This window comes from Starkeya sp. ORNL1 (assembly GCF_012971745.1).
GTDB lineage: Bacteria > Pseudomonadota > Alphaproteobacteria > Rhizobiales > Xanthobacteraceae > Ancylobacter.
Genome location: NZ_CP048834.1, coordinates 4,609,505 through 4,635,394 on the forward strand (window position 1 = coordinate 4,609,505; position 25,890 = coordinate 4,635,394).

General features: G+C 66.8%; 24 protein-coding genes and 1 tRNA gene. 10 read left to right on the forward strand and 15 right to left on the reverse strand.

Annotation, left to right across the window (positions count from 1 at the left end; all coding sequences use genetic code 11):
* The first annotated feature begins 167 nt into the window (after positions 1–167).
* Genes G3545_RS21875 through larB form a run of 6 tightly spaced genes read left to right on the forward strand, consistent with a single transcriptional unit; the run spans position 168 to position 5,787 of the window.
* Positions 168–890, forward strand: a complete 723-nt coding sequence (locus G3545_RS21875; protein WP_170015637.1) for an SDR family oxidoreductase — start codon at positions 168–170, stop codon at positions 888–890.
* Between the two features lie 43 nt (positions 891–933).
* Entirely contained in the window at positions 934–1,776 is an 843-nt protein-coding gene (locus tag G3545_RS21880) for a fumarylacetoacetate hydrolase family protein (protein ID WP_170015639.1), read from the forward strand.
* A gap of 17 nt (positions 1,777–1,793) precedes the next feature.
* Positions 1,794–3,095: a nickel-dependent lactate racemase gene (larA, locus tag G3545_RS21885; RefSeq protein ID WP_170015641.1), complete on the forward strand. Its 1,302-nt coding sequence runs from the start codon at positions 1,794–1,796 to the stop codon at positions 3,093–3,095.
* A 31-nt stretch (positions 3,096–3,126) separates the two neighbouring features.
* Positions 3,127–4,338 (forward strand): LarC family nickel insertion protein, encoded by a 1,212-nt coding sequence (locus tag G3545_RS21890; protein ID WP_246702520.1) that lies wholly within the window; start codon positions 3,127–3,129, stop codon positions 4,336–4,338.
* A complete protein-coding gene (locus tag G3545_RS21895) occupies positions 4,335–5,135 on the forward strand; it encodes an adenine nucleotide alpha hydrolase (protein WP_170015643.1) in 801 nt (266 codons plus the stop codon). The genes G3545_RS21890 and G3545_RS21895 overlap by 4 nt, the downstream gene beginning before the upstream one ends.
* Positions 5,128–5,787, forward strand: coding sequence for a nickel pincer cofactor biosynthesis protein LarB (larB, locus tag G3545_RS21900; protein WP_170015645.1), 660 nt, complete (start codon positions 5,128–5,130; stop codon positions 5,785–5,787). The genes G3545_RS21895 and larB overlap by 8 nt, the downstream gene beginning before the upstream one ends.
* 135 nt (positions 5,788–5,922) lie before the next feature.
* Here the strand turns inward: larB and G3545_RS21905 are convergent, their stop codons facing one another.
* The 6 genes from G3545_RS21905 to G3545_RS21930 form a co-directional block, all read right to left on the reverse strand.
* Complete coding sequence (locus G3545_RS21905) at positions 5,923–6,438, reverse strand: MaoC family dehydratase (protein WP_170015647.1); 516 nt, start codon at positions 6,436–6,438, stop codon at positions 5,923–5,925.
* A 39-nt stretch (positions 6,439–6,477) separates the two neighbouring features.
* Entirely contained in the window at positions 6,478–7,629 is a 1,152-nt protein-coding gene (locus tag G3545_RS21910; protein ID WP_170015649.1) for a CaiB/BaiF CoA-transferase family protein, read from the reverse strand.
* Between the two features lie 17 nt (positions 7,630–7,646).
* A complete protein-coding gene (locus tag G3545_RS21915) occupies positions 7,647–8,465 on the reverse strand; it encodes an ABC transporter permease (RefSeq protein WP_170015651.1) in 819 nt (272 codons plus the stop codon).
* Between the two features lie 6 nt (positions 8,466–8,471).
* Positions 8,472–9,311, reverse strand: a complete 840-nt coding sequence (locus tag G3545_RS21920; RefSeq protein WP_170015653.1) for an ABC transporter permease — start codon at positions 9,309–9,311, stop codon at positions 8,472–8,474.
* A 4-nt stretch (positions 9,312–9,315) separates the two neighbouring features.
* Positions 9,316–10,368 (reverse strand): ABC transporter ATP-binding protein, encoded by a 1,053-nt coding sequence (locus G3545_RS21925; RefSeq protein WP_170015655.1) that lies wholly within the window; start codon positions 10,366–10,368, stop codon positions 9,316–9,318.
* Positions 10,369–10,456: 88 nt separating this feature from the next.
* A complete protein-coding gene (locus tag G3545_RS21930) occupies positions 10,457–11,500 on the reverse strand; it encodes an ABC transporter substrate-binding protein (protein WP_170015657.1) in 1,044 nt (347 codons plus the stop codon).
* 486 nt (positions 11,501–11,986) lie between these two features.
* Here G3545_RS21930 and G3545_RS21935 point away from each other — a divergent pair, with 486 nt between their 5' ends.
* Complete coding sequence (locus G3545_RS21935) at positions 11,987–12,805, forward strand: GntR family transcriptional regulator (protein ID WP_246702521.1); 819 nt, start codon at positions 11,987–11,989, stop codon at positions 12,803–12,805.
* A gap of 54 nt (positions 12,806–12,859) precedes the next feature.
* On the opposite strand, the gene G3545_RS21940 is transcribed toward G3545_RS21935, so the two are convergent.
* From G3545_RS21940 to G3545_RS21955, 4 genes are all read right to left on the reverse strand, one after another.
* Positions 12,860–13,462, reverse strand: coding sequence for an isochorismatase family protein (locus G3545_RS21940; RefSeq protein WP_348644593.1), 603 nt, complete (start codon positions 13,460–13,462; stop codon positions 12,860–12,862).
* Between the two features lie 24 nt (positions 13,463–13,486).
* Complete coding sequence (locus G3545_RS21945; RefSeq protein WP_170010893.1) at positions 13,487–14,446, reverse strand: transposase; 960 nt, start codon at positions 14,444–14,446, stop codon at positions 13,487–13,489.
* A gap of 318 nt (positions 14,447–14,764) precedes the next feature.
* Complete coding sequence (locus G3545_RS21950) at positions 14,765–15,820, reverse strand: hypothetical protein (protein WP_170015659.1); 1,056 nt, start codon at positions 15,818–15,820, stop codon at positions 14,765–14,767.
* A gap of 222 nt (positions 15,821–16,042) precedes the next feature.
* Complete coding sequence (locus tag G3545_RS21955) at positions 16,043–17,284, reverse strand: MFS transporter (RefSeq protein WP_170015661.1); 1,242 nt, start codon at positions 17,282–17,284, stop codon at positions 16,043–16,045.
* A gap of 177 nt (positions 17,285–17,461) precedes the next feature.
* Here G3545_RS21955 and G3545_RS21960 point away from each other — a divergent pair, with 177 nt between their 5' ends.
* Complete coding sequence (locus G3545_RS21960) at positions 17,462–18,253, forward strand: enoyl-CoA hydratase-related protein (protein WP_170015663.1); 792 nt, start codon at positions 17,462–17,464, stop codon at positions 18,251–18,253.
* Between the two features lie 139 nt (positions 18,254–18,392).
* On the opposite strand, the gene G3545_RS21965 is transcribed toward G3545_RS21960, so the two are convergent.
* The gene (locus tag G3545_RS21965; protein ID WP_170015665.1) at positions 18,393–18,611 is read right to left on the reverse strand and encodes a DUF1674 domain-containing protein; all 219 of its coding nucleotides are present in this window, start codon (positions 18,609–18,611) and stop codon (positions 18,393–18,395) included.
* Between the two features lie 164 nt (positions 18,612–18,775).
* Here G3545_RS21965 and htpX point away from each other — a divergent pair, with 164 nt between their 5' ends.
* The gene (htpX, locus tag G3545_RS21970; RefSeq protein ID WP_170015667.1) at positions 18,776–19,723 is read left to right on the forward strand and encodes a zinc metalloprotease HtpX; all 948 of its coding nucleotides are present in this window, start codon (positions 18,776–18,778) and stop codon (positions 19,721–19,723) included.
* A gap of 15 nt (positions 19,724–19,738) precedes the next feature.
* Here htpX and G3545_RS29925 read toward each other — a convergent pair whose 3' ends face one another.
* A complete protein-coding gene (locus tag G3545_RS29925; protein ID WP_348644658.1) occupies positions 19,739–20,041 on the reverse strand; it encodes a UTRA domain-containing protein in 303 nt (100 codons plus the stop codon).
* Positions 20,042–20,279: 238 nt separating this feature from the next.
* Here G3545_RS29925 and G3545_RS21980 point away from each other — a divergent pair.
* Positions 20,280–20,355: transfer RNA gene (locus G3545_RS21980), tRNA-Thr, on the forward strand.
* A gap of 322 nt (positions 20,356–20,677) precedes the next feature.
* Here the strand turns inward: G3545_RS21980 and G3545_RS21985 are convergent.
* Genes G3545_RS21985 through G3545_RS21995 form a run of 3 tightly spaced genes read right to left on the reverse strand, consistent with a single transcriptional unit; the run spans position 20,678 to position 25,880 of the window.
* The gene (locus tag G3545_RS21985; protein ID WP_170015671.1) at positions 20,678–23,152 is read right to left on the reverse strand and encodes a hypothetical protein; all 2,475 of its coding nucleotides are present in this window, start codon (positions 23,150–23,152) and stop codon (positions 20,678–20,680) included.
* Between the two features lie 11 nt (positions 23,153–23,163).
* Positions 23,164–24,954, reverse strand: coding sequence for a hypothetical protein (locus G3545_RS21990; RefSeq protein WP_170015674.1), 1,791 nt, complete (start codon positions 24,952–24,954; stop codon positions 23,164–23,166).
* A complete protein-coding gene (locus G3545_RS21995; RefSeq protein ID WP_170015676.1) occupies positions 24,942–25,880 on the reverse strand; it encodes a hypothetical protein in 939 nt (312 codons plus the stop codon). The genes G3545_RS21990 and G3545_RS21995 overlap by 13 nt, the downstream gene beginning before the upstream one ends.
* Positions 25,881–25,890 lie beyond the last annotated feature (10 nt).

Genomic DNA, 25,890 nt, shown 5'->3' on the forward strand with positions numbered 1-25,890 from the left:
CCGGCACCGGCTGCGGCTCCATGTCGGCTGGCGATGAAGCCATGCCCGGCGATACTTCGCCCGCCCTGTGGATCGCGGGCCGGGACCTCTTCCGGTATGGAAAAATTGCGAGACCGCGGATGCGCTTCCGGGTAATAAACATATAAATTCGGCCGAGGAGAAGAGCCTTGTCACGCCTGACCAACCGAACCGTACTCGTCACCGCCGCGGCGCAGGGCATCGGCCGCGCCATCGCCAAGGCCTTTGTCGAGGCCGGCGCGACGGTCTGGGCAACCGACATCAACGAAGCCGGGCTCGCCGACCTCGAGGGCGCCAATCTGCGCCGCCTTGACGTGCTGGACGACAATGCGGCGAACGCGCTCGTGGCCGAAATCGGCCGCGTCGACATACTGTGCAATTGTGCCGGCTTCGTGCATGCCGGCACGGTGCTGGATTGCACCAGCGACGAGTTCGACTTCGCCTTCGCGCTCAATGTGAAGTCGATGTACCGCACCATCCGCGCAGCGCTGCCGGGGATGCTGGAGCGCAAGGATGGTTGCATCATCAATATCGCCTCGGTCGCCGGCAGCGTGAAGGGCGTGCCGAACCGCTTCGCCTACGGCATGACCAAGGCAGCCGTGGTCGGCCTCACCAAATCGGTCGCCGCCGACTATGTGACGCAGGGCATACGCTGCAACGCCATCTGCCCCGGCACGGTGGAGAGCCCGTCCTTGCAGAACCGCCTGAAGGCGCAGGGCGATTATGAGGCGGCGCGTACTGCCTTCATCGCCCGCCAGCCGATCGGGCGCATCGGCGAGCCGGAAGAGATCGCCGATCTCGCCGTCTATCTCGCCACCGCCACCTACACCACCGGGCAGACCCACATCATCGACGGCGGATGGTCGATGTAACGGACCGCCACCGGCTCCCTATCCACTTCGAGAGACGATACCCATGAAATTGCTGCGTTACGGCCCGCGCGGGCAGGAAAAGCCCGGTCTGCTGGATTCCGAAGGACGGATCCGCTCGCTTGAAGCCCATGTCGACGACATTGCCGGCGGGGCGCTTTCACCCGCGGCGCTGGAGCGCCTTGGTTCGCTCGACGTTGCCAAGCTGCCCCTGGTCGAGGGCAAGCCGCGCCTCGGTCCTTGCGTCGCCGGCATCGGCAAGTTCATCTGCGTCGGGCTGAACTATTCCGACCATGCCGCCGAGACCGGAGCGGAGATCCCCTCCGAGCCGATCCTGTTCATGAAGGCGACCTCGGCGATCTCAGGCCCGGACGATGATGTCGAGATTCCGCGCGGCTCGACGAAGACCGACTGGGAGGTCGAGCTCGGCGTCGTCATCGGCTCGCAGGCCAAGTACGTCAGCCAGGAGGACGCGCTCGACCATGTCGCCGGCTATTGCGTCATCAATGACGTGTCGGAGCGCGAATTCCAGATCGAACGGCTTGGCCAGTGGACCAAGGGCAAGTCCTGCGACACCTTCGGCCCGATCGGCCCCTGGCTGGTGACCAAGGATGAGGTCGCCGATCCGCAGAAGCTGAAAATGTGGCTCGACGTCAATGAGCGGCGCTTCCAGGACGGGTCGACCGCGACGATGATCTATGACGTCGCCTTCCTGGTGTCCTATATATCCCAGTTCATGAGCCTGCAGCCCGGCGACGTCATCTCCACCGGAACGCCGCCCGGCGTGGGCCTCGGCCTGAAGCCGCCTTCCTATCTCAAGGCCGGTGACATCGTCACCTTGAGCATCGAAGGGCTGGGCGTTCAGCGCCAGAAGTTCGTGCAGGGCTAGTTGGAAGGACGGAAGCGATGTCGGGAACCAATGACACCATCAGCATCGCTTTCGGCCGCGGCCAGCTGCCCTTGAAGCTCGCTCCGGGCACCGACATCACGGTGATCCGCAAGGCGGTGCTGCCCAAGCTGCCGGACCAGGCCGCCGCCATCCGCCACGCCTTCGACCACCCGATCGGCGCGGCGCCGCTCAGCGAGCTGGCGCGCGGCAAGGCGAGCGCCTGCATCCTGATCTGCGATATCACCCGGCCGGTGCCGAACCGGCTGTTCCTGCGCCCGATGATCGAGACCATGGTGGCTTCCGGCATTCCGCTGGAGCGCATCAATGTGCTGGTCGCCACCGGCCTGCATCGCCCGAACGAGGGCGAGGAACTGGCCGAACTGGTCGGCGATCCCTGGGTGCTGGCCAATGTGCGGGTGGAGAACCATTTCGCCCGCAACGAGGCCGACCATGTCGATCTCGGCCGCACCACGACCCGCAACACCCCGGTGACGATCGACCGGCGCTTCGTCGAGGCCGAGCTGCGCATCGCTACCGGCCTGGTCGAGCCGCATTTCATGGCCGGCTGGTCGGGTGGGCGCAAGGTGGTGGCGCCGGGCGTCGCCGGCCACGAGACCATCCGCACCTTCCATTCCGCCCGCTTCATGGAAGATCCGCTGGCGGTGCAGTGCAATCTGGTCGGCAATCCACTGCATGAGGAGCAGCTGGAGATCGTCCGCACCATTGGCGACATCTATGCGCTGAACACGGTGATCGACGAGGATCGCGACCTCGTCTACGTCACCTTCGGCGAGATTATCGCGAGCCATCTCAAGGCGGTCGACTTCATCAGCGGCGCCACCCGCATTCCGGTTCCGCGCAAGTTCAAGACCGTAGTCACCTCGTCCGCCGGCTATCCGCTGGACAAGACCTACTACCAGACGGTCAAGGGCATGGTGACGCCGCTCGACATCCTCGAGCCCGGCGGCACGCTGATCATCGCCTCGGAATGCTCGGAGGGCTTCGGCTCGGAAGAGTTCCGCGACGCCCAGACCCGCCTGGTCGAGCTGGGTCCGGAGCGCTTCCTCGCCACCATCAGCGCCAAGACGCTGGCCGATGTCGATGAGTGGCAGACCGAGATGCAGTTGAAGCCGATGCGCGTCGGCAAGGTGGTGCTCTACACCACCGGGCTTACCGACCATGAGCGCGCTATCACCGGCGTGGAGATATCGGCCGGGCTGGACGCCGCGATCGCGGACAGCCTCGCCCGGCATGGCGATGGCGCCATAGCGGTGATCCCGGAAGGGCCTTATGTCGTGCCGGTGCACGAGCCGCGCTAAAGCGGGGCTGTAGCTGGGCTAGAGCATTGCTGTGACCGGGCCATACCATATCCATCTCGATGCTGTGGGCGGCATTGCCGGCGACATGTTCGTCGCCGCCATGCTCGACGCCTTCCCACAGCTCGGCGAGCGGGTGTTCGCCGATCTCGCCAAGGTGCTGCCGAAGGATGCCGGCCGGCCGCTCCTGGCCGAGGGCTCCAGCGGAGCGGTGCGCTGCCTGCGCTTCGGGCTGGAGGCGATGGCGCCGCATGGCCATCACCACCATCATGGACAAGAGTCGCATTCCCACCCGCATCATCATCATGGCCGCTATCGCGATCTGGTGGCGCGGATCGAGGCTGCGGGGTTAAGCGACGGAACCGCCGCGCATGCTGGCGCCATCCTTCGCCACATCGCCGAGGCCGAGGCGCACATCCACCGCGTGGCGCTGGACGACGTGCATTTCCACGAATTGGCCGACTGGGATTCGCTGATGGACGTGGTGGCAGCCGGCTCGATTGCCGCTGCCTTGACGGGTACGCGCTGGAGCGTGTCCGAGCTGCCGCGCGGCGGCGGCATGGTGCGCACCCAGCACGGTCTGCTCCCGGTTCCGGCACCGGCCACCGTCGAGATCCTGCAAGGCTTCGCCTGGCGCGACGATGGGATCGGTGGCGAGCGGGTGACGCCGACCGGCGCCGCGATCCTGCGCCATCTGGTGACGGGCACAGGCAAGGCCGAAGGCAGGCTGGAGGCGAGCGGCACGGGAGCCGGCACCCGCGACCTGCCGGGCATGCCGAACATATTGCGGGTGCTGGCGTTTGCACCGGCGAGCCTCAGTCATGATCGCGTCGCGGTGTTGTCCTTCGACATTGACGACATGACCGGCGAGGAGATCGGCGTCGCTGCCGACCGGCTGCGGGCGCTGGACGGGGTGCGCGATCTCGCCATCTCCGCGCTCATCGGCAAGAAGGGCCGGCCGCTGCACGGCTTCCGCCTGCTGGTCGCTCCCGAGGCGCTCGACGCGGTGAAGGAGCGCTGCCTCGATGAGACCTCGACCATCGGCCTGCGCTGGCATTTCGAGGAGCGGGACCTGCTGGAGCGGCGCGGCGAGACGAGGCGCGATGGCGAGACGGCGGTTCGGGTGAAGCAGGTCCGCCGGCCTGGCCGCGTGAGCGTGAAGGTCGAGAGCGACGATCTCGCCTCCCTCGACGGCCTCACCGAGCGCCGCGCGGTGAAGGAGCGGCTGGAGGGGAGCGAGAAATGACCGCCTCGCCCGAAGCGCGCCTGCAAGCCGTGCTAGCCTCCTACCCTGCGCTGACCATCGCGGTGTCCGGCGGCGTCGACAGCATGACGCTGGCGCATCTGGCGCATCGCTGGGCACTGGATGGCGTCACCATGTTCCATGCGGTGTCGCCCGCCGTGCCCGGCTCGGCAACCGAGCGCGTGCAGCGTCATGCTGACGCCCATGGCTGGAAGCTCAGCATTGGCGGCTCGGGCGAGTTCGAGGATGGGCGCTATCGCGCCAACCCGGTCGACCGCTGCTATTTCTGCAAGACCAATCTCTATGACCGGATCCGCGCGCTGACCGACGGCATCATTGCCTCGGGCGCCAACACCGATGATCTCGGCGACTACCGGCCCGGGCTCAAAGCGGCGGCCGAACGGGACATCGTACACCCCTTCGTCGAGGCGGCGATCTCCAAGGCAGAGGTGCGGGCGCTGGCGCGGCTCCATGGCCTCGAAGACCTCGCCGAATTGCCGGCGCAGCCTTGCCTCGCCAGCCGCATCGAGACCGGCATTGCCATCTCCGCTGATGACCTCGCCTTCGTCAATGAGGTCGAGACCGCGCTGTCCCCGCTGCTTCCGCGGCAGGCGGCGCTGCGCTGCCGGGTGACGCGCGAGGGCATCGTCATCGAGGCCGATGCCGAACATGCGGCGACCCCGATGCTGAAGATGCAGGCCATGGTGCTGTGCGCGCAGGCCGGCCGCCTGTTCGCCGGGGTGCGCGCCTATGAGCGCGGCTCGGCCTTCATCGGCAAGCCGGCGGTCCACCATGGCTGACGCCGTGCTCGACTTCGCCCGGCTCAAGCGCACCGGCACGGCGGAGGCGGTGCTGTGCGCCAGCAAGACCCCGGCGCAGATCGACAACATCCTTGCCCTCGCTGCCGCCGGCGGGAAGCCGATGCTGCTGACACGGCTCGATGTTGTCGCCTTCGAGGCGCTCGCGGCAGAGTATCGCGCGCGCCTCGCCTATGATCCACTCTCGCGCACCGCGGTGTTCGGCACGCCGCCGACGGGCGCGCTCAAGCCAGGTATCGGCATCGTCACCGCCGGCACCTCTGACCTCGCAGTGGCCGGCGAGGCGGCGAGGGCGCTGGTGTTCCACGGCTTCGAGGCGCCGGTCATCGCCGATATCGGCGTTGCCGGGCTGTGGCGGCTGCTGGAGCGGCTGGAGGAGATCCGCGGCTTCCGGGTCGTCATCGCGGTGGCGGGGATGGAAGGCGCGCTGTTCAGCGTGCTCGGCGGGCTGATCGCGGCGCCGGTGATCGCGGTGCCGAGCTCGGTCGGCTATGGCGTCGCGACCGGCGGGCATGTCGCCCTGAACACGGCGCTCGCCAGCTGCGCGCCGGGGCTGGTGACGGTGAATATCGACAACGGCTTCGGCGCGGCCTGCGCGGCGATCGCGATGATGGGGGTTGCTGGGGCGGAGTAGGGCGCTCTGCGTGGACATCCTTCGAGGCTCGCTGCGCTCGCACCTCAGGATGACGTGGCTCCTAAATGAACGTCATCCTGAGGTGCCGGCCATAGGCCGGCCTCGAAGGATGTTCAAGCCGAGCGCCCGACTACCTCACCCGGTCTTCTTCGCCTCCGCCAGCTTCGGCTTGGGCAGCTTCGGCTGGTAGCCGCGGCGATAGAGCATGATGGTGCGCTTGAAGGTGATCACCACAGTGCCGTCCTGATTGAAGCCGACGGTGGAGACGCGAACGATGCCGACGCTCTCGCGTGACTTGGAAAGCCGCTTCTCCAGCACCTCGGACTGCGAATAGATGGTGTCGCCTTCGAACACCGGGGCCGGCATGCGGATCTCGTCCCAGCCGAGATTGCCGAACACGTTCTGCGAGAGGTCGGAGACGCTCTGGCCCATGACGGTCGCCAGCGTCAGCACCGAATTGACCAGCGGTTTGCCGAACTCGGTCTGCGCTGCGTAGTGATGGTCGAAATGCACCGGCGAGGGCGCGCCCATCAGCAGCGTGAACCAGGAATTGTCGGCGGAGAGCAGCGTGCGGCCGATCTGGTGCGGATAGACGTCGCCGACCTCGAAATCCTCATAGAAACGTCCCTGCCAGCCGATCTTTTCTGCCACCTTGGCCTCCTTCGATAATGAAACGGATGAACCCGCGCCTCAGCGCGCGGGAACCTTCACGGCGAACTCCTCGCGGATGCGCGCGGTATCCGCGCCGAGCGCCGGCACCTTGCGGCCCGACGGGGTGATGCGGCCGGCCGGGCGCGGAAGCTGGGCGATCTCGCCGCCGGGCATCTCCACTGCGACGCGGCGCAGCGCGCCGTGGACCGAGAGGTCGTGCAGCGTCGACACCCGCGCCCAGGCGATCTGCCCGGCTTCCAGCCGCTCGATCAGCTCGGCGCAGCTATGGGCGCCGAACACCTCGTGTACGGCGGCGTCGAGTTCGTCGCGGTTCTGCACGCGGGCCCAGTTGTCGATGAAGCGCGGGTCCTTCACCAGTTCGGGGCGCAGCAGCACGGTGGTGCAGAAGCGCGTCCATTCCGCGGTCGACTGGATCGAGACGACGATGTCGCCGTCCGCCGCGTGATAGGGCCGGTAGGGATAGACCGAGGCGTGGGAGAGCCCGTAGCGCGCGGTCTCGATGCCCATGTGCTCGTAATGCAGCAGCGGCAGCGACATCCACTCCGCCATGGCGTCGAACATCGCGACCTCGATGGTCTGGCCGCGCCCGGTACGCTCGCGCTCGAACAGCGCTTCCAGCACCGCGACATAGGCATTGGTGCCGGTGCCGATATCGGCGATGGAAATGCCGACCTTGGACGGCACCTCCGGCGTGCCGGTCACGGCGCAGATGCCGCTCTCCGACTGCACCAGCATGTCGTACGCGCGCTTGGAGGCGTAAGACGTGTCGCGGCCATAGCCCATGATGTCGACGACGATCAGCCGCGGAAATTCGGCCGTGAGCTGCGCAGCCCCCAGGCCCAGCCGATCGCTGGCGCCAGGGGCGAGGTTCTGCACGAACACGTCCGCCGTCTTCAGCATCTCGCGCACGATGGCGAGGTCGGCGGCGTCCTTCAGATTGAGGACCACGCTCTCCTTGCCGCGGTTCAGCCAGCCGAAGGCGGCCGAGGTGCTGCCCATCGCGGTGTCGTAGTCGCGGGCGCGGTCGCCTTCCGCCGCCTCGACCTTGATGATGCGGGCGCCGGCGTCGCCGAGGCGCAGCGTGCAGAGCGGCCCGGCGACGGCCTGTTCGACCGAGACCACCAATATGCCGCCAAGCGGGCCGGGGCGGGGTTCGGTCGGGTTCGGCATGGGTGGGGCTCCAGTGTTCATTTTTGGCCGGTGACCTTGTCGAGGCCGACCAGGCGATCGAGGAGGAAGACGAGGATGAAGGCGATGTAGATGGTGCCGGCCGAGACCGCGGCGATCATCGGGTCGACCGAGTATTGGACATAGTTGAACACCTTCACCGGGATCGGCGATTCCGCAATCACCGTATTGAAGATGCTGACCTCGACATCGATCCAGCTCATGATCAGGCCGAACAGGCAGCCGGCAATGATGCCCGGCTTGATCATCGGCAGCGTCACGTAAAAGAAGGTGGCGAAGCCGGAGGCGCCGAGATCCTGCGCCGCTTCCTCCAGCGACATGTCGAAACCGTCGAGCGAGGCCAGTGTGGTGCGCACGATATAGGGCAGGATGATCACCACGTGCCCGACCAGCATGGCCGGGAAGCTGCGGGCGAAGCCCAGCGCATCGGTGATCTGCAAGACGCCGACGCCGATGATGATGGCCGGCAGGATCAGCGGCGACAGGAACAGATTGCTGATGAAGCGGATGCCCTTGAAGCTGGCGCGCTTCAGCACCAATGCGGCCGGCACGCCGAGCAGGAACCCCAGCACCGTCGAGGCGAAGGCGAGCTTGGCGCTGAGCAGGATCGAGGCGACATAGGACGGATCGGCGAGGAACCGCTGGTACCAGCGCAGCGTAAAGCCGACCGGCGGGAAGGCGAGATACTCGGTGGTGGTGAAGGAGATGGCGATCACCACGGCGAGCGGCAGCACCAGATAGATCAGCACCAGCCAGGCGATGAGCGACACGGCGAGCGTGCCGATCCTGTCGCGGAGTTTGGCGAAGAGGCGGGTCATGCTGGGCTACCTCGCCGGCTGCTTGCGTTCGAGGATCAGCGTGTAGGCGACGATCAGCACGAAGCAGGTCACCAGCAGCACCACGGCGATGGCGCTGCCGAGGAACGGATTGAAGACCAGCATGAACTGGTCATAGATCAGCATGGACGAGACGACGGAGCGCCCGCCGCTCATGATGCGCGGCGTGACGTACGAACTGATGCTCAGCGTGAAGACGATCAGCGTGCCGGCGACGATGCCGGGTACGCTCAAGGGCAGCGTCACCTTCAGGAAAGTGGTGAAGGCGGAGGCGCCGAGATCGCGCGCGGCCTCGCGCAGCGAGGCGTTCATGTTCTGCAGCACGCTGGCGATCGCCAGCACCATGAAGGGCAGCATGACATAGATCATGCCGATGATGATCGCGACCTCGGTGGAGAGCAGGCGCAGCGGCTTCGAGATGATGCCGACCATCAAGAGCCCCTGATTGATCAGGCCGTCGCGCCCGAGCAGCACGATCCAGCCGAAGGAGCGCACGATGTTCGAGGTGAAGAGCGGCATCAGGATCAGGATGAAGCAGATGCGCTTCACGAAGCGGCGCTGCTCGATCAGGCTCATATAATAGGCGAGCGGATAGCCGAGGATCAGCGTGGCGACGCAGGTGACCAGCGCCAGCCACAGCGTGTAGCCGAGCACGGTCCAGTAATAGGGATCGCCGAGCACGATGGCGTAGTTCTCGAGCGTCACTTCCCCCGCCTTGTTGGAGAAGCTGTCGACGACGACCATGCCGAGCGGCGTGACGAAGAACACCACCAGATAGATCAGCGGGATGCCGAGCAGGATGGCGGCCCAGAAGCGGTTGATGCGCATCGCGTCAGCTCGTCAGCACGCGCGCGGCTTCGCGCGCCCAGCCGATGCGGATGGCATCGCCGGCGCGCGGGCCGCCGCTGCGCTCGGTCCCGGCCTGCTGGATGACGATGGTCTGGCCGCTGGTGAGCCGGGCGAAGATGCGGGTGGCATTGCCGATGAAGACGCGGTCGGTGACCGTGGCGGCCAGCTCGACGCCGCCTTCCGGTGCGCCGCCGACGCGGATCTCCTCGGGGCGCACCAGCAGCGAGGGCTGTCCGGTGGTGGACGGCGCCATATAAGGCAGGTCCACCAGGTCGCCGGCGAGGCGCAGATGGCCGTCGGTCTCGACCTCGCAGGGCAGGATATTGGCTTCGCCGATGAAGTCGGCGACGTAGCGGCTCTCCGGCCGGGCATAGATGTCCTCGCCGGAGCCGATCTGCGCGATGTTGCCGTCATGCATGACGACGATGCGGTCGGCCATGACGAGCGCCTCCTCCTGGTCGTGGGTCACGAACAGGAAGGTGATGCCGAGCTGCTGCTGGAGGTGCTTCAGCTCCATCTGCATGCGCTTGCGCAGCTTGAGATCGAGCGCGCCGAGCGGCTCGTCGAGCAGCAGCACCTTGGGCTTGTTGGCGATGGCGCGGGCGAGCGCGACGCGCTGCTGCTGGCCGCCGGACATCTGGGACGGCAGGCGCTCGGCATAGGCCGCCATGCCGACCGTCTCCAGCGCCTGCGCGACGATGGCTGGGATCTCGGACCTGGCGACGCCGTTGCGGCGCGGGCCGAAGGCGACATTGTCCCGGACCGTGAGGTGCGGGAACAGCGCGTAGTTCTGGAACACCATGTTGACCGGGCGCCGGTTCGGCTCGACCCCGATCATGGGCTGGCCGGCAATCCTTATGTCGCCGCCATCCGGCTCGACGAAGCCGGCGATGGCGCGCAGCAGCGTGGTCTTGCCGCAGCCGGACGGGCCGAGGAGGGCAACGAATTCGCCCTCCTCGATATTCAGGGACACGCCCTTGAGGACCTGGAGCGGGCCGTATGACTTCGTCACCCGGTCGATGGTGATGAGGGGCATGAGACGGCGTACTCCGGATTCACGTGAGGCGGTGGAGCGCTGGAGCACTCGCGTCCGGATAGGTTCATCCGGACGAAAGCGCGCGGGATCAGCGGCGTCCGAGGACGTCCTTGTTCCAGGCGTCCAGGATTTCCTGGCGGTGGGCGTTGATCGCGTTCACGTCGGAGAAGCGCAGGTCCTTGATCGAGCCGGTGGCGCCCCAGGGCAGGCGTGAGGTGGCCTTCTCGCTGAGCTTCACGCCCTTCACCGCCGGGCCGTAGAAATAGTTCTCGGCAATGCAGCCCTGCGATTCCGCGGTCATCGCATAGTTCAGGAACGCATAGGCCGCCTTGGACGGCTTGACGAGGTGGAGGCGAGCGTCCGAGGCGAGGCCGCCTTCCTTTGGGATCAGGAAGCCGACCTTGAAGGGGTTGGCATCGGCGAGTGCCCACACCGCGCCTGAGTCCAGCACGCCGATGGTGGCTTCCTTGCGGGCCAGGATGTTCGAGGCATTGCCGCCGGAATCATAGAAGGCAGCAACTTCGAGCTGCTTCATCTTGTCGACGCCGGGCTTGAGGTTGGCGACGCTGCCGCCGAGCAGTTCGGAGACATAGACCAGCATCGCCGGGCCGGAGCCGTCGGACATGGACGGCCAGGTGACGTCGCCCTTGAATTCCGGCTTCCACAGGTCGAACCAGGAGGTCGGGGCCTGCTTGATCTCGTCCATGTTGTAGACGATGCCGACCGAGTAATAGCCGTCGCTGAGGCCGGTGATCTTGCCCGCCTTGTTTTTGTAGACCCCCTCCGGGATCATGTTGGCGATGTTCGGCACCTGCGCGGGGTCGATGTCCGCGAACACGCCTTCGGCTTCCGCCACCTGCGAGACTTCGCCGTCGAGCCAGACGAGATCCAGCGAGGGATTGCCCTTCTGCTGCTTCAGCTTGGAGACGGTGACGGTCGACACGCCCTGGTCGACGGTGACCTTGATGCCGGTCTTGTCGATGAAAGGCTGGATGACGCACTTCTGCAGCGTCTCGCCATGCTTGCCGCCGAAGGCAGCGACGACCAGCGCGTCCTCGGCGCCCGCGGGCGCCGCAGCGGCGAGCGACAGCGCGACGGTGCTGCCGAGCAGATAGGCCAAGCCTGTACGCATGAAATTCTCCCTTAACGCCCTTGTTCTTCTGGCTCCCACAAGGCGGCATCGAAGCCCGAAGCTGTCGGCGCTGTCAAGATATGTGTCGACAGATTCTGAATGTAGGTGTGCCTATGACCGTGCGCCGGCCGTCGCCGAAGCCGTCGGCATGCGAACGTCGTCCGCGCGAAAATGATGGAATTGTCGGTGTTTCGTGCGTCGGATGGCGATTTGCCGGCACAGCGTATCGGGCGCGCGCTTTGGCTCCCGCTTGACTTGGCGGCTTGCAGGCCATGGCGAGAGAATGTTTAATGTCGACATATAGTGTTTAGTCGAAAGGCCGTACCCGAAAGCGCCGACGCCGGCTCTTCGCGGGCCGGCCGGGGCTGCCGCGGCAATTTGTCGACAGATAAGGGGCCAATGATTAGATTGGCGCGTCGTGCCGCTCACCGATGACGAAGCGTCACCGGCGCGCGAGCGGACAACACAGCAAGGCGGCGACAAGGCGTGGATCAGATCGAAATCGAGAAGGCGGATTCCTGGATGTCGACGGTGCCGTCGGACCAGTCGGAATCCTTCCTCAACGCCGTCCTCGTGGTTCGCCGGATCGTCGCCGAGAATCACGACCGTCCGTCGCTGGTGTCGCGGGTCGCCTGCGAAGTCGGGGCCGAGATTATCGAGAACATACGCGGTGCCGGCGAGGATCTGAGCTCGGTCGAGCTTGCCGAGCGCTATGAGACCAGCCGCACTCCGATCCGCGAAGCCCTGATGCTGCTGGAAAAGGAAGGGCTGGTCCGTATTCCGCAGCGCCGCCGGCCGCACGTCTCAGTGCTCGACTTTGCCGAAGTGCGGGAGATCTATCGCGTGCGCGCCGTGCTGTTCGGCACGGTGGCGGCCGATGTCGCCACCTGGCGCTCCGAGGAGGACCTCGCGGTGTTCCGCGAGATACTGGTGAGGCTGCGCAATGCGCACGACGCGCACGATCTGTCGTCCTATCTCTGGGCGAACGTCGAATTCTACAACCGCCTCACCATCGCGGCGAAGAACCATACGGCCAAGCGCATCCTGGATTCGCTGCTGCTGCGCACGCTGCGGCTGCGCCGGCTCTCGCTGACCCAGCCGACCCGGCGCGACAAGTCGATGGCGCACCATCTCCAGCTGATGAGCGCCATCGAGGATGGCGACGCCTCGCTCGCCGAGGCCCTGATCAAGTCGAACCACCTCCACGCGTTGAGCGCGCTGGAGCAGCTGTTCGCCGATGGCGACGTGACATCCTCGACCAAGCCGCGGCGCCGCCGGCGCAAGCAGGTGGCACTCGAGGAATAGTCGTCATCTTGGAACGGCCGTCAGGTCGTCCTGCGATCCCGGCTCTCCGCTTCGCTAGGGCCGGGATGACGGCAAAGAGGAAACCAGCGAGCGGCTGGTCACGAGATTCACGCCGACGGTGGCGAAAGCGGCGTTGTGCCGGGCGATGATCGCTGCGGCGGTCTCGTCGGCGGAATCCACCGTGCTGTGGGCGTCGGACACCACCGTCACCTTGAGCCCGGCCGCGCTCGCGCCCTTCACGGTGGCGGCGATGCAGTAGTCGGTCTGGGCGCCGAGCAGGACGACCTCGTCGGTGTCCTGGCCCGCCACCCAAGCGACGAATGCCGGATTGCTGAAGGCATCGCCCACGCTCTTGGCAAAGATGGGCTCATCTTCGGCTTGCCCCAAAGCCGGCCACACCGGCCAGCCAGGCTCGCCGGGCGCCAGCGGATCGCCCTTCGGCCCGTCATGACGAATGAAGGCGATCTTCCGGCCCGTGCGCCGCGCCCATTCCATCACCGCACGCACGCGGTCAACCAGGCCGTCCGCATCGTGGAGCGGCGGCTCGGCGAGCCCGTCGAACATGGCAGTCTGCAGGTCGATGATGATGATCGGAGCCATGATCGTCCGCTTCGCTCGAACAGGGTTCGAATCTAGCACCGCGTCATGGTCGATCAAGGATCCTCCAATGCCGTCATCAAGTCAGTTTGGCTGAGGGATTTGAGCGTCTCGCAGGGTAGCGTTGGCGATGACGACGAGCTTTCGCGCGACAGCGGCGATGGCGAGGCGCTTTGGTTTTCCAGCGGCGGTGAGGCGCTGGTAGACGGCGCTCAAGGCTGGGTGGGCGCGTGCAGCGGAGAGCGCCGCCATGAAGAGCACGGGGCGCAGGGCTGCGCGGCCGCCGGTCATTCTTCGGTATTTTCGGGCGGATCCGGAATCTCTGGGATGGGGAGCGAGGCCGGCGAGGCTGGCGGCCTGTTTGGGGCCGAGCCGGCCGAGTTCGGGCAGCAGGGCGATGAGGGTGCGGGCGGCGACCGGGCCGATGCCCGGGATGGCGCGCAGGATCTGCTCGTGGCGCGCCAGGTCGGGGTCGGCGTCGAGTTGCTCGGCCATGAGGCGGTCGATCTCGGCGATCTGGCTGGTGAGGAAGTGGATCTGCCGATCCAGCAATTGATGGAGCGGCTCGGCGCCTGGAGCGCCGCGCCGGTTCTTGGCCTGGGTGCGCTGGGCCAGCAGATCCTGACGATGGCGCAGCCGTGCGGCGAAGGCTTCGCGTTCGCGGCTGGGCACTTGCCAGGGCGTCAGGGTGGCGGCGCGTTCGCGGCCGTACCGGCTCAACCAGGCGGCGTCGATCCGGTCGGTCTTGGCGCGTCCGCCATGGGAGGCGATGAAGGCCTTCGCCTGGGCGGCGTCCACGCGGGCGGCCGGCAAGCCCACCGCGGCCGCCGTCTCGAGCAGCGCGCGCTCGTAGCCGCCAGTGGTCTCGCAAATCAGCCAGTCATAGCCGGCGTAGGGCGCCAGCGCCGCGCCCAGGCTCTCGGGGGTGTTGGCCGCGCTCCAGCTGCGGCCGGTTTGGTCGTCATGGAAGACGATGCTGCCCTTGGCGACATCGGCGCCCAGGATGCGCAGGCCGGCATTGGCCGGCGGGATGGGTTGAGGCATGATCTCGCTCGGCTTCGGATTGTCTGCGGGCGCGCTCGCGCGGCCCAGTCAAGTCAACAAGCACACGAAGCCGGCCCGCCGCCGGACCTTGATGACGACGGGCGTATCGCCCGATCCCAGAACGGCCGCAGCGGCGGGCGCAGATCCGGGGCTGGCCGGCCCCGGATCTGCTTCCGGCCAACACCACAATGCATCATCTCCAACAGACAATCCCGGACGCGCCAAAGGCGCGAGCCGGGATCGCACGAAGGCAGAGAGCGTCACGCGATCCCGGATACGGCCTGGCGGCCGTTCCGGGATGACGGGAACTCCTTTGGATCAGGCGTTGCCTTCGATCGGCACCAGGAACTGGCCGTGCTCGATGCGCTTCACGCCGTCGACATAGAGGGTCGGCTCGAGGATGACGCCGTCCATATGGATCTTGGACATGATGGAGCCGCCGACATCGACATTGGTGCCGAGGCCGAAATGCATCGTGCCCATGATGTTCTTGTCTTCGCGCTGGATGCCGCGAACGATGGCCTTGGCATTGACGCCGACCGAGGCTTCGGCCGGGCACATATAGGCGTTGTCGTCGCCATAGGTGGCGAGGAAGTCGCGCAGGATGCGGGCGTCGACGCCGCCGTCGATGCTGACGATGCGGCCCTTCTTCACGGTGAGCTCGATCGGCGAGCCGAGCAGGCCGAGATGGTGCATGGTGAGGTCGATCACCAGCTTGCCCTCGGCGGTGCCCTCGATCGGGGCGACGTTGAATTCGCCGGTCGGGTACAGATAGTAATAGAGCTTGCCGGCGGGCCGGTTCTCGTCCTTCTGGAAATTGATGATCTTGTAGGGATCGAAGCTGTCGGACGGCAGCGGCGGGACCCAGATCATATTCTCGACGCTATAGGTGAAGTCGGTGCCATAGCGCGAGGTGACGCGGCAACTCTTGGCGCCTTCGCCGAATATGTTCTTGCCGACATAGTGCTTGCGCACCGCGATCTGCTTCATGTCGTCGGTGATGGCGCCGGACTGCAGCCATTCGAGCCGCATGCCGCCATCGAGGCAGATGGAGGGGATGCCGGCTTCCATCGAGCGCAGGCTCGCCGCGCAGTGCAGCATGCCGGTGGACGAGCACAGGATGTTGACGTCCGACTTCATCATGGCTTCGCAGACCGCGGACGGCGGATCGTAATAGTCGGCCGGGCGGCGCGGGAACAGGCACAGCGTGGCATCGGCCTCGATGTCGGCCAGGATCGTCATGATGGCCTGCCACACCCGCGGATCATGCTCGGTGTCGGACAGGACGAGCACGCGCTGACCCTTACTGATGTTTCGCACAAGGGGGCGACGCAGATGTTCCAGCGTGCCCGTGATCAGCCCACTCGTCGTCATTCGATCCTCTCCTAAAACCGGGCCGGTGCGCCCCGGCCTCCTCACCAATAGTGTCGACATTAATTCATCGCGGTCAAGAGGCCGGTCGACACTTCGCGCATGCTCGGTATCGACGCATTTGTTGCAAGACAAGCGATTAGAACGCATTCGCGAACATTGTGGGGTGTTCGCACAAGCGGCAGATTGAAATTTATGTCGACTTGTTGTGAGGCCGACGCTCGATCAGCGCCTTGGCGACCAGCACAGCGCGGAGCCGCCCAGGGCCACCAGCGAGAGCGCCAGGAACGCATTGGAGAAGCCGATGAGAAGCGCCAGCGCACCGAACAGCGGCGGGCCGAGCACGATGCCGAGATAGGAGAACAGCAGCGCCCCGCTCGCCGCGAAGCCGGCCTGCGCCGGTTCCACCTCGCGCATCAGATTGGCAAGGAACACGCCGTTCCAGCCGCTGGCGGTGCCGCCGAGCACGAACACCACCGCTCCGATGACCCAGTTCGGCGTGGCCGGCGTGAGCAGGCCGGTGAGGATGCAGGCCAGCGCCATGATCAGCCCGATGATGCCGAGCGTCAGGCGCAACGCGTTGAAGCGGTCGGCGATGAAGCCCCAGGCAATGCGGCCGACGACGGCGGCGGCCTGGCTGACGCCGAGCATGATGCCGGCGAGGATCAGGTCGCGGCCGAGCTCGGCCATCAGGAAGACGACCAGCAGGGAGCTCACGATCAGCTGCATCGCGCCGTAGATGGTGGAGGCGAAGCAGAGCCCGAGCAGATGGCGGGCGCTCAGTATCAGGCGCAGCGGCGCGAACAGGCCCGGCGCGCGCGGCACGTGCTGTGGCGGCGCCTCCTTGCGCACGATGGCGAGCGCGGTCCCGGTGGTAACCGCGCCCAGGGTTATGGCGGCGCCAGCGATCAGCATCGCGCTGGTCAGGCCGAACGCCACCACCAGCGGCGGGATCAGCAGCCCGGCCAGCACGCCGCCGAGCGGCACCGCGGTCTGGCGGATGGACAGGAACAGGGCGAGGTTCGGGATCGGGCCCTGGCCGGCAATGGCCTGCTGGCTGGCGGGCGTCAGCGGCCCGTAGCACAGGCCCATGCAGGCGGTGGCGATGAGCACGCTCGCCAGCGATGCCATGCCGAACAGCGCCATCGTGAAGCCGCCGGCGGCGATGCACGCGAAGCTGAGCCGCAATGGTCCCAGCCGACCGATCAGGCTGGCCGAGCACAGCGTGCCGACCGCGATGAAGCTGTAGTTCAGCGTGGCATAGAGCCCGGTCGCCTCCGCCGGCAGATGGACGGCGGCGATTACCCGGTCGGCGACCACCGGCGGGGTCATCACCACCAGCGACATGATGGTCTGCGGGAACATGGTGGCGAACAGCAACGCCCAGTTTCCGGAGGTCCGGTTCGGGGCGGGCGCTGTGGTTCCAGGCTGCGCCGTGCCGTGCGGATGGCTGCCGTTGCTGAGCATGTCGGGCCTTCGGCGCACCGTTCCTGCGGGCCGCGCGCGAGGCGAGGCAGTCGGCGAAGCGGCGGATTAATCGTTTTCCGAAAACTCCACATTTCCTTGGACGTGTCAATGAAACTGCTTCATTGAAAGGCTCCACCTGGAGTGAAACGTTTAACTGAGAATGGCCGGAGAACAGCCGTGACGACTTCCCATGAGACGCTGCTGGTCGAGCAGCGCGAGCATGTTCTGGTAGTGACCCTGAACCGGCCGGCGGTGGGCAATGCCGTCGATCTTGCCATGGTCACCGAGCTCACCGGCCTGTTGTCCGCGCTTGCCATCGATGCCGGCCCGACGCGCTGCGTCGTGCTCACCGGGGCCGGCGAGCGGGTGTTCTGCTCTGGCGGCGACATGAAGGAGATTCGGACCGCGACCCCGGAAGCGATACGCCGGCGCCGTGCGTTGATGGAGCAACTGATCCGCCAACTGGTCGATTCGCCTTTTCCGATCATCGCCGCTGTAAATGGCGCGGCGGTGGGGGGCGGCTGCGAGATCGTGCTGGCGGTGGATTTCGCCTATGGCGCGGAGAGCGCGACCTTCTCGCTTCCCGAGGTCAAGCGCGCCATCTCGCCCGGCGCCGGCGGCACCCAGACCCTGCCGCGGGCCTGCGGCGTGCGCCGCGCCAAGGAACTGATCCTCACCGGCGCCGCCTTCTCAGCGGCTGAGGCCTACGAATGGGGCATCCTCAACAAGGTGCTCCCGGCCGCCGAATTGCTGGAAGCCACAATCGCTGTGGCCGGGGCCATCGCCAGCGCCGCTCCGGTCGCGGTGCGGCAGGCGAAGAAGGCGCTTTCCGTTGCCGGCGAGGTGGACCTCGCCACCGGCTTTCGCATCGAGCTCGACGCCTATGAGCGCACGGCCTCGACGAAGGACCGTCAAGAAGCGATCGCCGCCTTCGCCGAGAAGCGCGAGCCGGTGTTTCGGGGGGAGTGAGGGGGCAGGTCGCCTTGCTTGAGCATCCTTCGAGGCTCGCTGCGCTCGCACCTCAGGATGACGTGGTTCTTTTACACGCGACGCCATCCTGAGGCGCCCGCCATGGGCGGGCCTCGAAGGATGCTGCAGCCGAACGCCCTCAAAAATCCGAGGCGATGCCCTTCACTTCCCAGTCGCCATAGCGCACCGGCTCCGGGCCGCCTCGGCCATTGATTTCCTTCTGCGCTATGCCTTCCTCGGCCGCACGCTGGGCGCGGCGCTCTTCGGCCTCGGCAATGGCGCGCCGTGCCGCGGGCGAGAGCGGGCGGGGCTTCGGCGCGGCGGGTTCGGATTTATCGGCGGTGCGGTTCTCGGCCATGGCTGATTGGAACCATTGCGGGCACCCGTTCGTCAAGAGTACGAAAGGTTCGGAGCGTGGCCGGCGGGGCCAACTCCGCGCGAGGCTACCTTGCGGAAGGCGGCGGCGCTTCCCATCCTAGTCCGCAAGCCGCGCCAATCGGCATGGGGCGGCCGGAGGGACCGATGAACTATTTTCGCACGGCGATCCTGCTGGCGGGCATGACGGCGCTGTTCATGGCCGTCGGCTTCCTGCTGGGCGGGCGCAGCGGCATGATGATCGCGCTGGTCGTCGCCGCCGGCATGAACATCTTCAGCTACTGGAACTCCGACAAGATGGTGCTGTCGATGTACGGCGCCCGGCAGGTCGACCGCAATTCGGCGCCGGAATTCGTCGGCATGATCGAGGAACTGGCGGGGCGCGCGCAATTGCCGATGCCGCGCGTCTTCATCATGGACAACCCGCAGCCCAATGCCTTCGCCACCGGCCGCAACCCGCAGAATGCGGCGGTGGCGGCGACCACCGGCCTGTTGAATTCGCTGTCGCGCGAGGAGGTGGCCGGCGTGATGGCGCATGAGCTGGCGCACATCAAGAACCATGACACGCTGACCATGACCATCACCGCGACCCTGGCGGGCGCCATCTCGATGCTGGCGAATTTCGGCATGTTCTTCGGCGGGCGCGACAACAATCGACCGTTCGGCGCCATCGGCACCATCGTGATGATGGTCCTCGCCCCGCTCGCCGCGATGGTGGTGCAGATGGCGATCTCGCGTTCGCGCGAATATGAGGCTGACAAGCTCGGCGCGCAGATCTGCGGCCAGCCGATGTGGCTGGCCTCAGCGTTGGCCAAGATCTCCAATGCCGCCCATCAGGTGCCGAACATGGAAGCCGAGCACAATCCGGCCACCGCCCACATGTTCATCATTAACCCCTTGTCCGGCGAGCGCATGGACAATCTGTTCTCTACCCATCCCGCCACCGAGAACCGCATCGCCGCGCTGCGCGCGCTGGCCCAGCAGATGGGCGCCGGCGATGGCAATTGGGGCGGCACCAGCGCCCAGCCGACCAGTGCGCCGCGCAGCGGTGCCTGGGGCACTGACGCCGGCACGCGGCGGGGGCCGTGGGGCTGAGCGGAGGTCGTTCGCCTATTCGGCGGCGGCGCGAATGACCTTGTCGGCCCGGCCGCGCTGGATCCGACGCCGGAACTGGACGCTGTCCGCCCGGTAATAGGCGCGGGAGCTGTAGGCCGGCTGGCCATTGGCGAGATAGACGATGCGCTCGACCAGGATCAGCGGGTGGCCGAGCGGCACCCGCAGCGTCTCGGCACACGTCGGCGATAATGAAGACGATGGTCTCGTCGGCGCTTTCCGGCGGTAAGCCGTAGACCCCTTCGAGCGCACGATAGAGCGGCAGCCAAAGGTCGCGGCGCTGCGGGTCAGCAGCGTCACCGGCGCGGAAGGCAACGGCCGCTCGTCGTCCAGCTATATCTTGCGGATCTTGTAGAGATCCTGCCCGGCGCCGACAGCGAGTTCGGCGGCGATCGGGTCGGCCGCCGGCACGGTCTCGACGCTGTCGATCGTCGAAGCACTGGCCGGGTGTCGCCGCGAGCCCGCAGCGAGGTATCTGCGGTGGTCGGCCGCGCCGCGCTTGAAAAAACAGGCCTTCGCGTTTATCAGGTGGCGCGGCGCCGCGGTAGCTCAGCTGGTAGAGCAACGCATTCGTAATGCGTGGGTCGGGGGTTCGAATCCCTTCCGCGGCACCAGTTCCTCCATATCAGGCAGTGTCAGCGCGCCTAGAATTGCATCATATGCGGTTGATGCTACTAGAGAAAACCGCGAGCATTCGTCTCCTCCAGTCTCATATCCGCTCAATTCCGATCAGTGCATCTCGCTAATTCGTTGGCCTCGATGTTGGCCTGAACCTGCGCTCTGTTGGCCTCGGAACAGAAACAGCGCGGGGCGGGAAATGCCTTTATCGGACACGGCGTCCCGAAAGGAGGCATCCATAGTCGGTCGCTCGCTCCAACGCGCTGAGCTGGAGCGACGACCAGCAGTTCGGAGGTCTTCGTCCGACCAGAAGCAACGTCAGCTCGGCAGCCCCACGAACAGCCTCAGGTCGCCGCTTTCGCCGTGCGCGCCGGCCCTCGGCACGCCGTCTCGGGTATAGCCCTCGACGGCGTAGCTATAGCGAAACGGTCCGTCTATCGGCTGCACCAGCGCCACGGTCTTCGCCGCAAAGTCACTTGGCCGGAAGATCACGTCCGCTTCGTCCGGCGTTTCGCCCGGACCGCGCAGTCGTACGCGGGCGGCGACGAGACCGGCGGCGTTGAAGTCAGTGCCGGTCAACTCGACCTGGATGCGTCGAGTTTCGCCGAGGCCGTCCGAGACGAGGACGCGATCGCGCACCGGCACCGGTTCGCCGATAAAGGTCGAGCCATCCATGCGCACGATGGTGGTCGTCGCCGTCAGCCCGTCCGGGCTGGAGGCAATGGTCGGCAGGTTGACGGCCTGGCCGGCGAAGGCCTGGCCGCCGGTGAACACCACCTGCCGGCGCTGCTCGAAGCCGTTGGCAGAGTCGGTATAGACGAGATCGACCGTAGCCTCGATGATCTGCAGCGGATCGAGCACGGGAATGACGCGCAGCGCGAGCTGGCCCTGGAACGGGCTGTTGACCACCACCGAGGCGGATTCGGTCGTGATCGGCTCGCTCGCTACCCAGTCGGTGCGGTAGCGCACATTGTTCGGCAGGAAATAGGTGATGCGGTAGCGGAAGGTCTTGCTCTGGCCCTCTGCAAAGCGTAGCCGCCAGATGAAGGAAGGCTGGTCAGCGGTCAGCACCACGGTGCGCGTCGCCCGCATGCCGGCGGTGGGATCGTCATAATCGAGCTCGATCTGCGTCTGCTCGATGCCGGCCTTCACCAGGTCCTTGGTGGCGACGATGTCGACCTGCAGCCGGTCGAGCGCCTGGAACGGATTGATGTCGGGAGCCTGCGAGGAGGTGAGCACCCAGCCGGATTCGAAATGCGGCTCGTTGCCTTCCCATTGGCTGTCGGATGCGAAGTCGACCGCGACCTTGTAGCGGTAGCGAAGGTCGAGGTTGCGATCGAGCGGCGAGACGAAGTTTCGCGGCGTGTTAGCCAGCGCGGTGAAGGTGAAGCCTTGCACCGTGGTCGGCGGCACGCCGGGTGGGCGCTCCCCGGGATACTCGAAGTTCACCGTCACCGCGGCGATCTTCTCCGCTGCGAGGTCGGCAACCTGGGTGACGGTGGCGTTGATACGCTTGAAGAAATCGTCGTCGAGCCGCACCCGCTTGATGGCGCGGCCTAGGTCGAGGCCCTGCGACATGGTGGAAAACAGGCCCTGCGGCGCGGCTTCACGCGCCACCGCCGCCTGCATTGAGTATTCGAACTCGCGGGTTTTCAGTTCCTCCTGATGGTATTTGCGCAAGGTGAAGCCGACCTGGACGCCGAATGGGGCGCCGGCTGCGGCAGGGGTGCCGGTCGGCGTCTGGGCGGCCGGGGACGGGGTTGCGGCGCGGTTCTGCTCGGCGGTGCCCTGCACGCCGGAATCGAGGCTCGTCGGCGGCGGGGCGACGGTCGGGGCGAGGTTGGTCGGCGGGCCGCGCACCGGCGCCGGCGTGCCCTGCTGGCCTTGCGCCAACGGCCCCAGCAGCGATTGCAGCGAGCCGAGCAGCCCGGCCGACTGGCCCTGCTTCATGAAGGCAGGCGGCTCCAGAGAGGACTTGAAGAAGTCGCGCAGCAGTTCGGTCTTGAACCAGTCGAAGGCGGCTTCCGCCTGCTTGCGGAAATTCTCGTCGTCGGTGAAGTTGACCACCTCGACGCGAACCGAGCCATTGTCGCGCAACTCCTGCCAGGCAAGGCCGATATCGATGGCGGCCGAGATCGGCCCGACGCCGCCGCGCACCCCGAACTGCATCTCCAGATGATCGTAGATGCGCTTGTAGTCGGCGGTGATCTTGACGTTGAAAGCCGGCCGCAGCCCGAGATACTCCAACTCGTAGATGACGCCGATCGGACTGATGCCGGATTTCAGCGCAGCCTCCATCAGCAGCGCGCCCTCATGGTCGAGCCTGACGCCGAAGGTGGCGCGGTTGTCGCCGATCAGCGACGGCTTGGTGGTGCCGTAGATCTCCTCGAAGAACATCTGGCCGGGCGCCTCCGTGCTGCCCGGCGCCTCGGCGACGTCCTTGGTGATGGAGAGGCGCACCGTGCCTTTGCGGTACGGCACCGCGGCAAGCTTGACGGTGCCGCCGGCGAACGCGGCGAGCTTCTTCTTCACCTCATCGAGTTGCCCCTGGTCTACCGACAGGTCGACGGTGAAGGCGAGGAAGCCGCCGCCGAGTTGCTGCTTGGCGTCGGGCGTGAGGTTGGGGTTATCGGTGATGTCCCGCTGATAGACCAGGAACACCAGTTCCGGCACGCCGTCGTTGCGCGCGAGCCGCGGCCGCTCGGACGCATAGTAGAAAAGGCTGTCGTCGGCGTGGTCCCGGAAGATGGCGAGGCCTTCGATGGTGCCGATAGGCTGGTCCAGATACAACATGGTCCATCTCCTCAGATCAGCGCGGTGTCGGGGGTGAGGTACCAGTACATCCACAGGTCCAGGTCGCCGTCGGTCATCGATTCCAGCGAGCCGGTGATATCCTCGTAGCGGCGTGGCGGGTTGGTGCCGTTGCCGCCGTTCACGGTGCCGGGCACTGGAGTGGAGCCGGCATATTGCGGGTTCTTGTAGAACATCCGGCCGCCTTCGTGCCGCATCGCCAGCACTGCATGGGAACCGAAGAAGTTCGCCGGCACGACCATCGGCGGCACCGGCGTCTGCGGTGGCACGCCCCAATAGATGGCGAACAATATCTGCTGCTGCTTCGCAGCGAGGTCGGCGACGAGCCCGATCCTCAGCGACTGCTGGAGCATGGCGAAGTTCGGCAGCGTGGTCGGCCAGGCTATCCCCGAGAGCTTGAACGGGGTGTTGAAGATGGCGGCGAGCGCCGTCTGGGTTTGGGTCGATCCGAGACCGCCCTTGTAGACATGGGTGAAGATGGCCTGCGTACTGGCCTCCGAACCGTCATGGGCCGGAAACGCCGAGCCCTGGCCCACCTTCAGGATCGCGCCCTGGAACGCCATCTCGGCGTAGGTGCGGAACAGGAAGCTGACATTGGTCGGCGAGCCGGTAGGCCCGACATAGCGCGCGATCTGGAAGATACCGGGTGGCACGTCCGCGGTCGCGCCATTGGCCAGTTCGGCGCGGCCGGCGGTGCTGAGCCAGCCGATCTGCAGCCGGACATATTCCGCCGGGTTGATGGTGATGAGCATGGTCTGGATCGAGGTCGGCACGCAGGTGCCGGCGCCGCCCTGGTTCACCTGGCCATTCGGATCGAGGATCTCGCGCACGACATCGTCGATGATGTCCTCGCGCGTGCGGATGCCGATGTCCGGATGGACATTGATGACAGAAAGATCCAGCAGCAGCGGCACCAGGGTCTTGCCGCCCTTCAGCGCCCGCTTGGCGATGACCGGGGTCAGGACATTGCTGCCGGTCACCACCTGCCGGGAGAGCAGTCGCGGGATCTGCGTGCGCGACTTGCCGCCGAACAGCCAGAGCTTGAGGATGTCGGCCCGGATCGCCGTGGTGGCGCCCGCGAAGACCGGGTGGGCAAACACCGTGGCGAGCGACATCCGGCTGGGGTCGTTCTCCGGCAGCCCATTCCAGATCGCTGTCAGGACGGTGGACCATAGGTTGGGCACGAAGGGCGGCCCGCCCATGGCCTGCACCGCGGCAGTGTCAGGCACGACGCGGGAGGCGGCGCTGGCGCTGATCGGCAGGATGCCGATATGCGGCGCGCCGCTGGCGGAGCTGCGCAGCACGCCGCTGGCCGGCGGCGGGGCGGTGGCGTTCTGCGCGCCGAGTACGGCGTCGGAGGGCCAGACCTCCGCCGTAGCGCTGCCCGGCGGCGTCACCCGCACCCGGTAATAGATGTTGCGCGAGAAGGTGGTGGTCGGCGGAGAATTCAGCGACTTCAGCGATTCCTCGACATAGCCATCCCAAAGCGCCTGCGGAATTGCGAAGCTGGCGCGGTTGGCCTGCAGCGTGATGCGCTGCGACGGGACATTGACGCTCATGGCGCCGCCTCGGTCGCGGACCACCGAGGCGCTGAAGGCGACGTCGGTGCTGTAGTAACGCAGCCCGTCTGGATCGGGATAGCTGCCGGGATTGGCCAGCGCCTGCGGATCCCAGGCAAGCTCGACCACTGCCTCGCCATTGCCGTCGCTGGTGATTTCGAACACCGGCGGCCCGCCGCCGCCCGGCCAGTTCGCTATGAACGGATGCATCCTCACCCAAGGCATAGCTCGCTCCTCTCGGACAGGCCGGCGGACGCCGGCGGACGCGGGTGCGGGGCGCGCGGCACCGCGAGATAGGCACGCGCAGCGATGACGGAGCCCGCGGCGAGGTCGACCTCGACGGCCCGGCCGATGGACTCGAGGCTGCCCTGCGGCCGCGCCTCGTCGAGAAGCTGGTAGAGGCCGGCGGCATAGGCGCCGTCGCCGCCGAGACCGCCGATCCAGGCCGCGAAGCGGCGGCGCTTCTCTGCATCGTCCACGGCGCGCGCCCAGCGGGTCGAGCCGATGCGCACGCCGCGCTGCGGCGCCGCCGGGGCGATGGAGATGCTCCACGGACCGGCGCCGCGGACGAAATCGATGCCCTGTACCGCCCCGATGGCGGCGACCGCCTGCCGCCAGTCGGCGAGGTCGAGGAGGCCTTCGACCAGGGCGGCGGCATCGACGTGCCGGTCGAGCTGCCAGGCGACGCGCGGACCGCCGCCATCCTCCGGATCGGTCCCGACCGAATAGATCAGTCCCGACGGGCCGAGCCGGGCATGGAAGCGCTCGAAGTGCTCCAGCGCCTGCGGCCCGTGCGCGGCGGCGGCATGGCGCGCCGCGACCGCCGCATCGCCGCGCCGCGAGCGGTAGAGCGTGCGGTGCAGGGCCTGGTGCTTACCACCCGGCGCCCAGCGCATGCCATGCCAGCTGCGCCGTTCGCCGTCGCCCGCGTCCGGCTCCATCACATGGGCTTCCCAGGTGCGCCGGCCGGGCGCGTGCACGGCAATAAGCGCCGGCGAGCCGCCGTCGATGCAGGTCCGCGCCCGGGCCTCGGGGCCCTCGCCGCCGGCGAGCGCCGCCCGTGCTGCGCGCGCCTGCGGCCCGAGGCCGGCGAGCAGCGCGGAAAGCCAGAGCAGGTCGCGCGGCCCGCTGCTGGCGGCTTCGACCGGCATTGTGCGTATC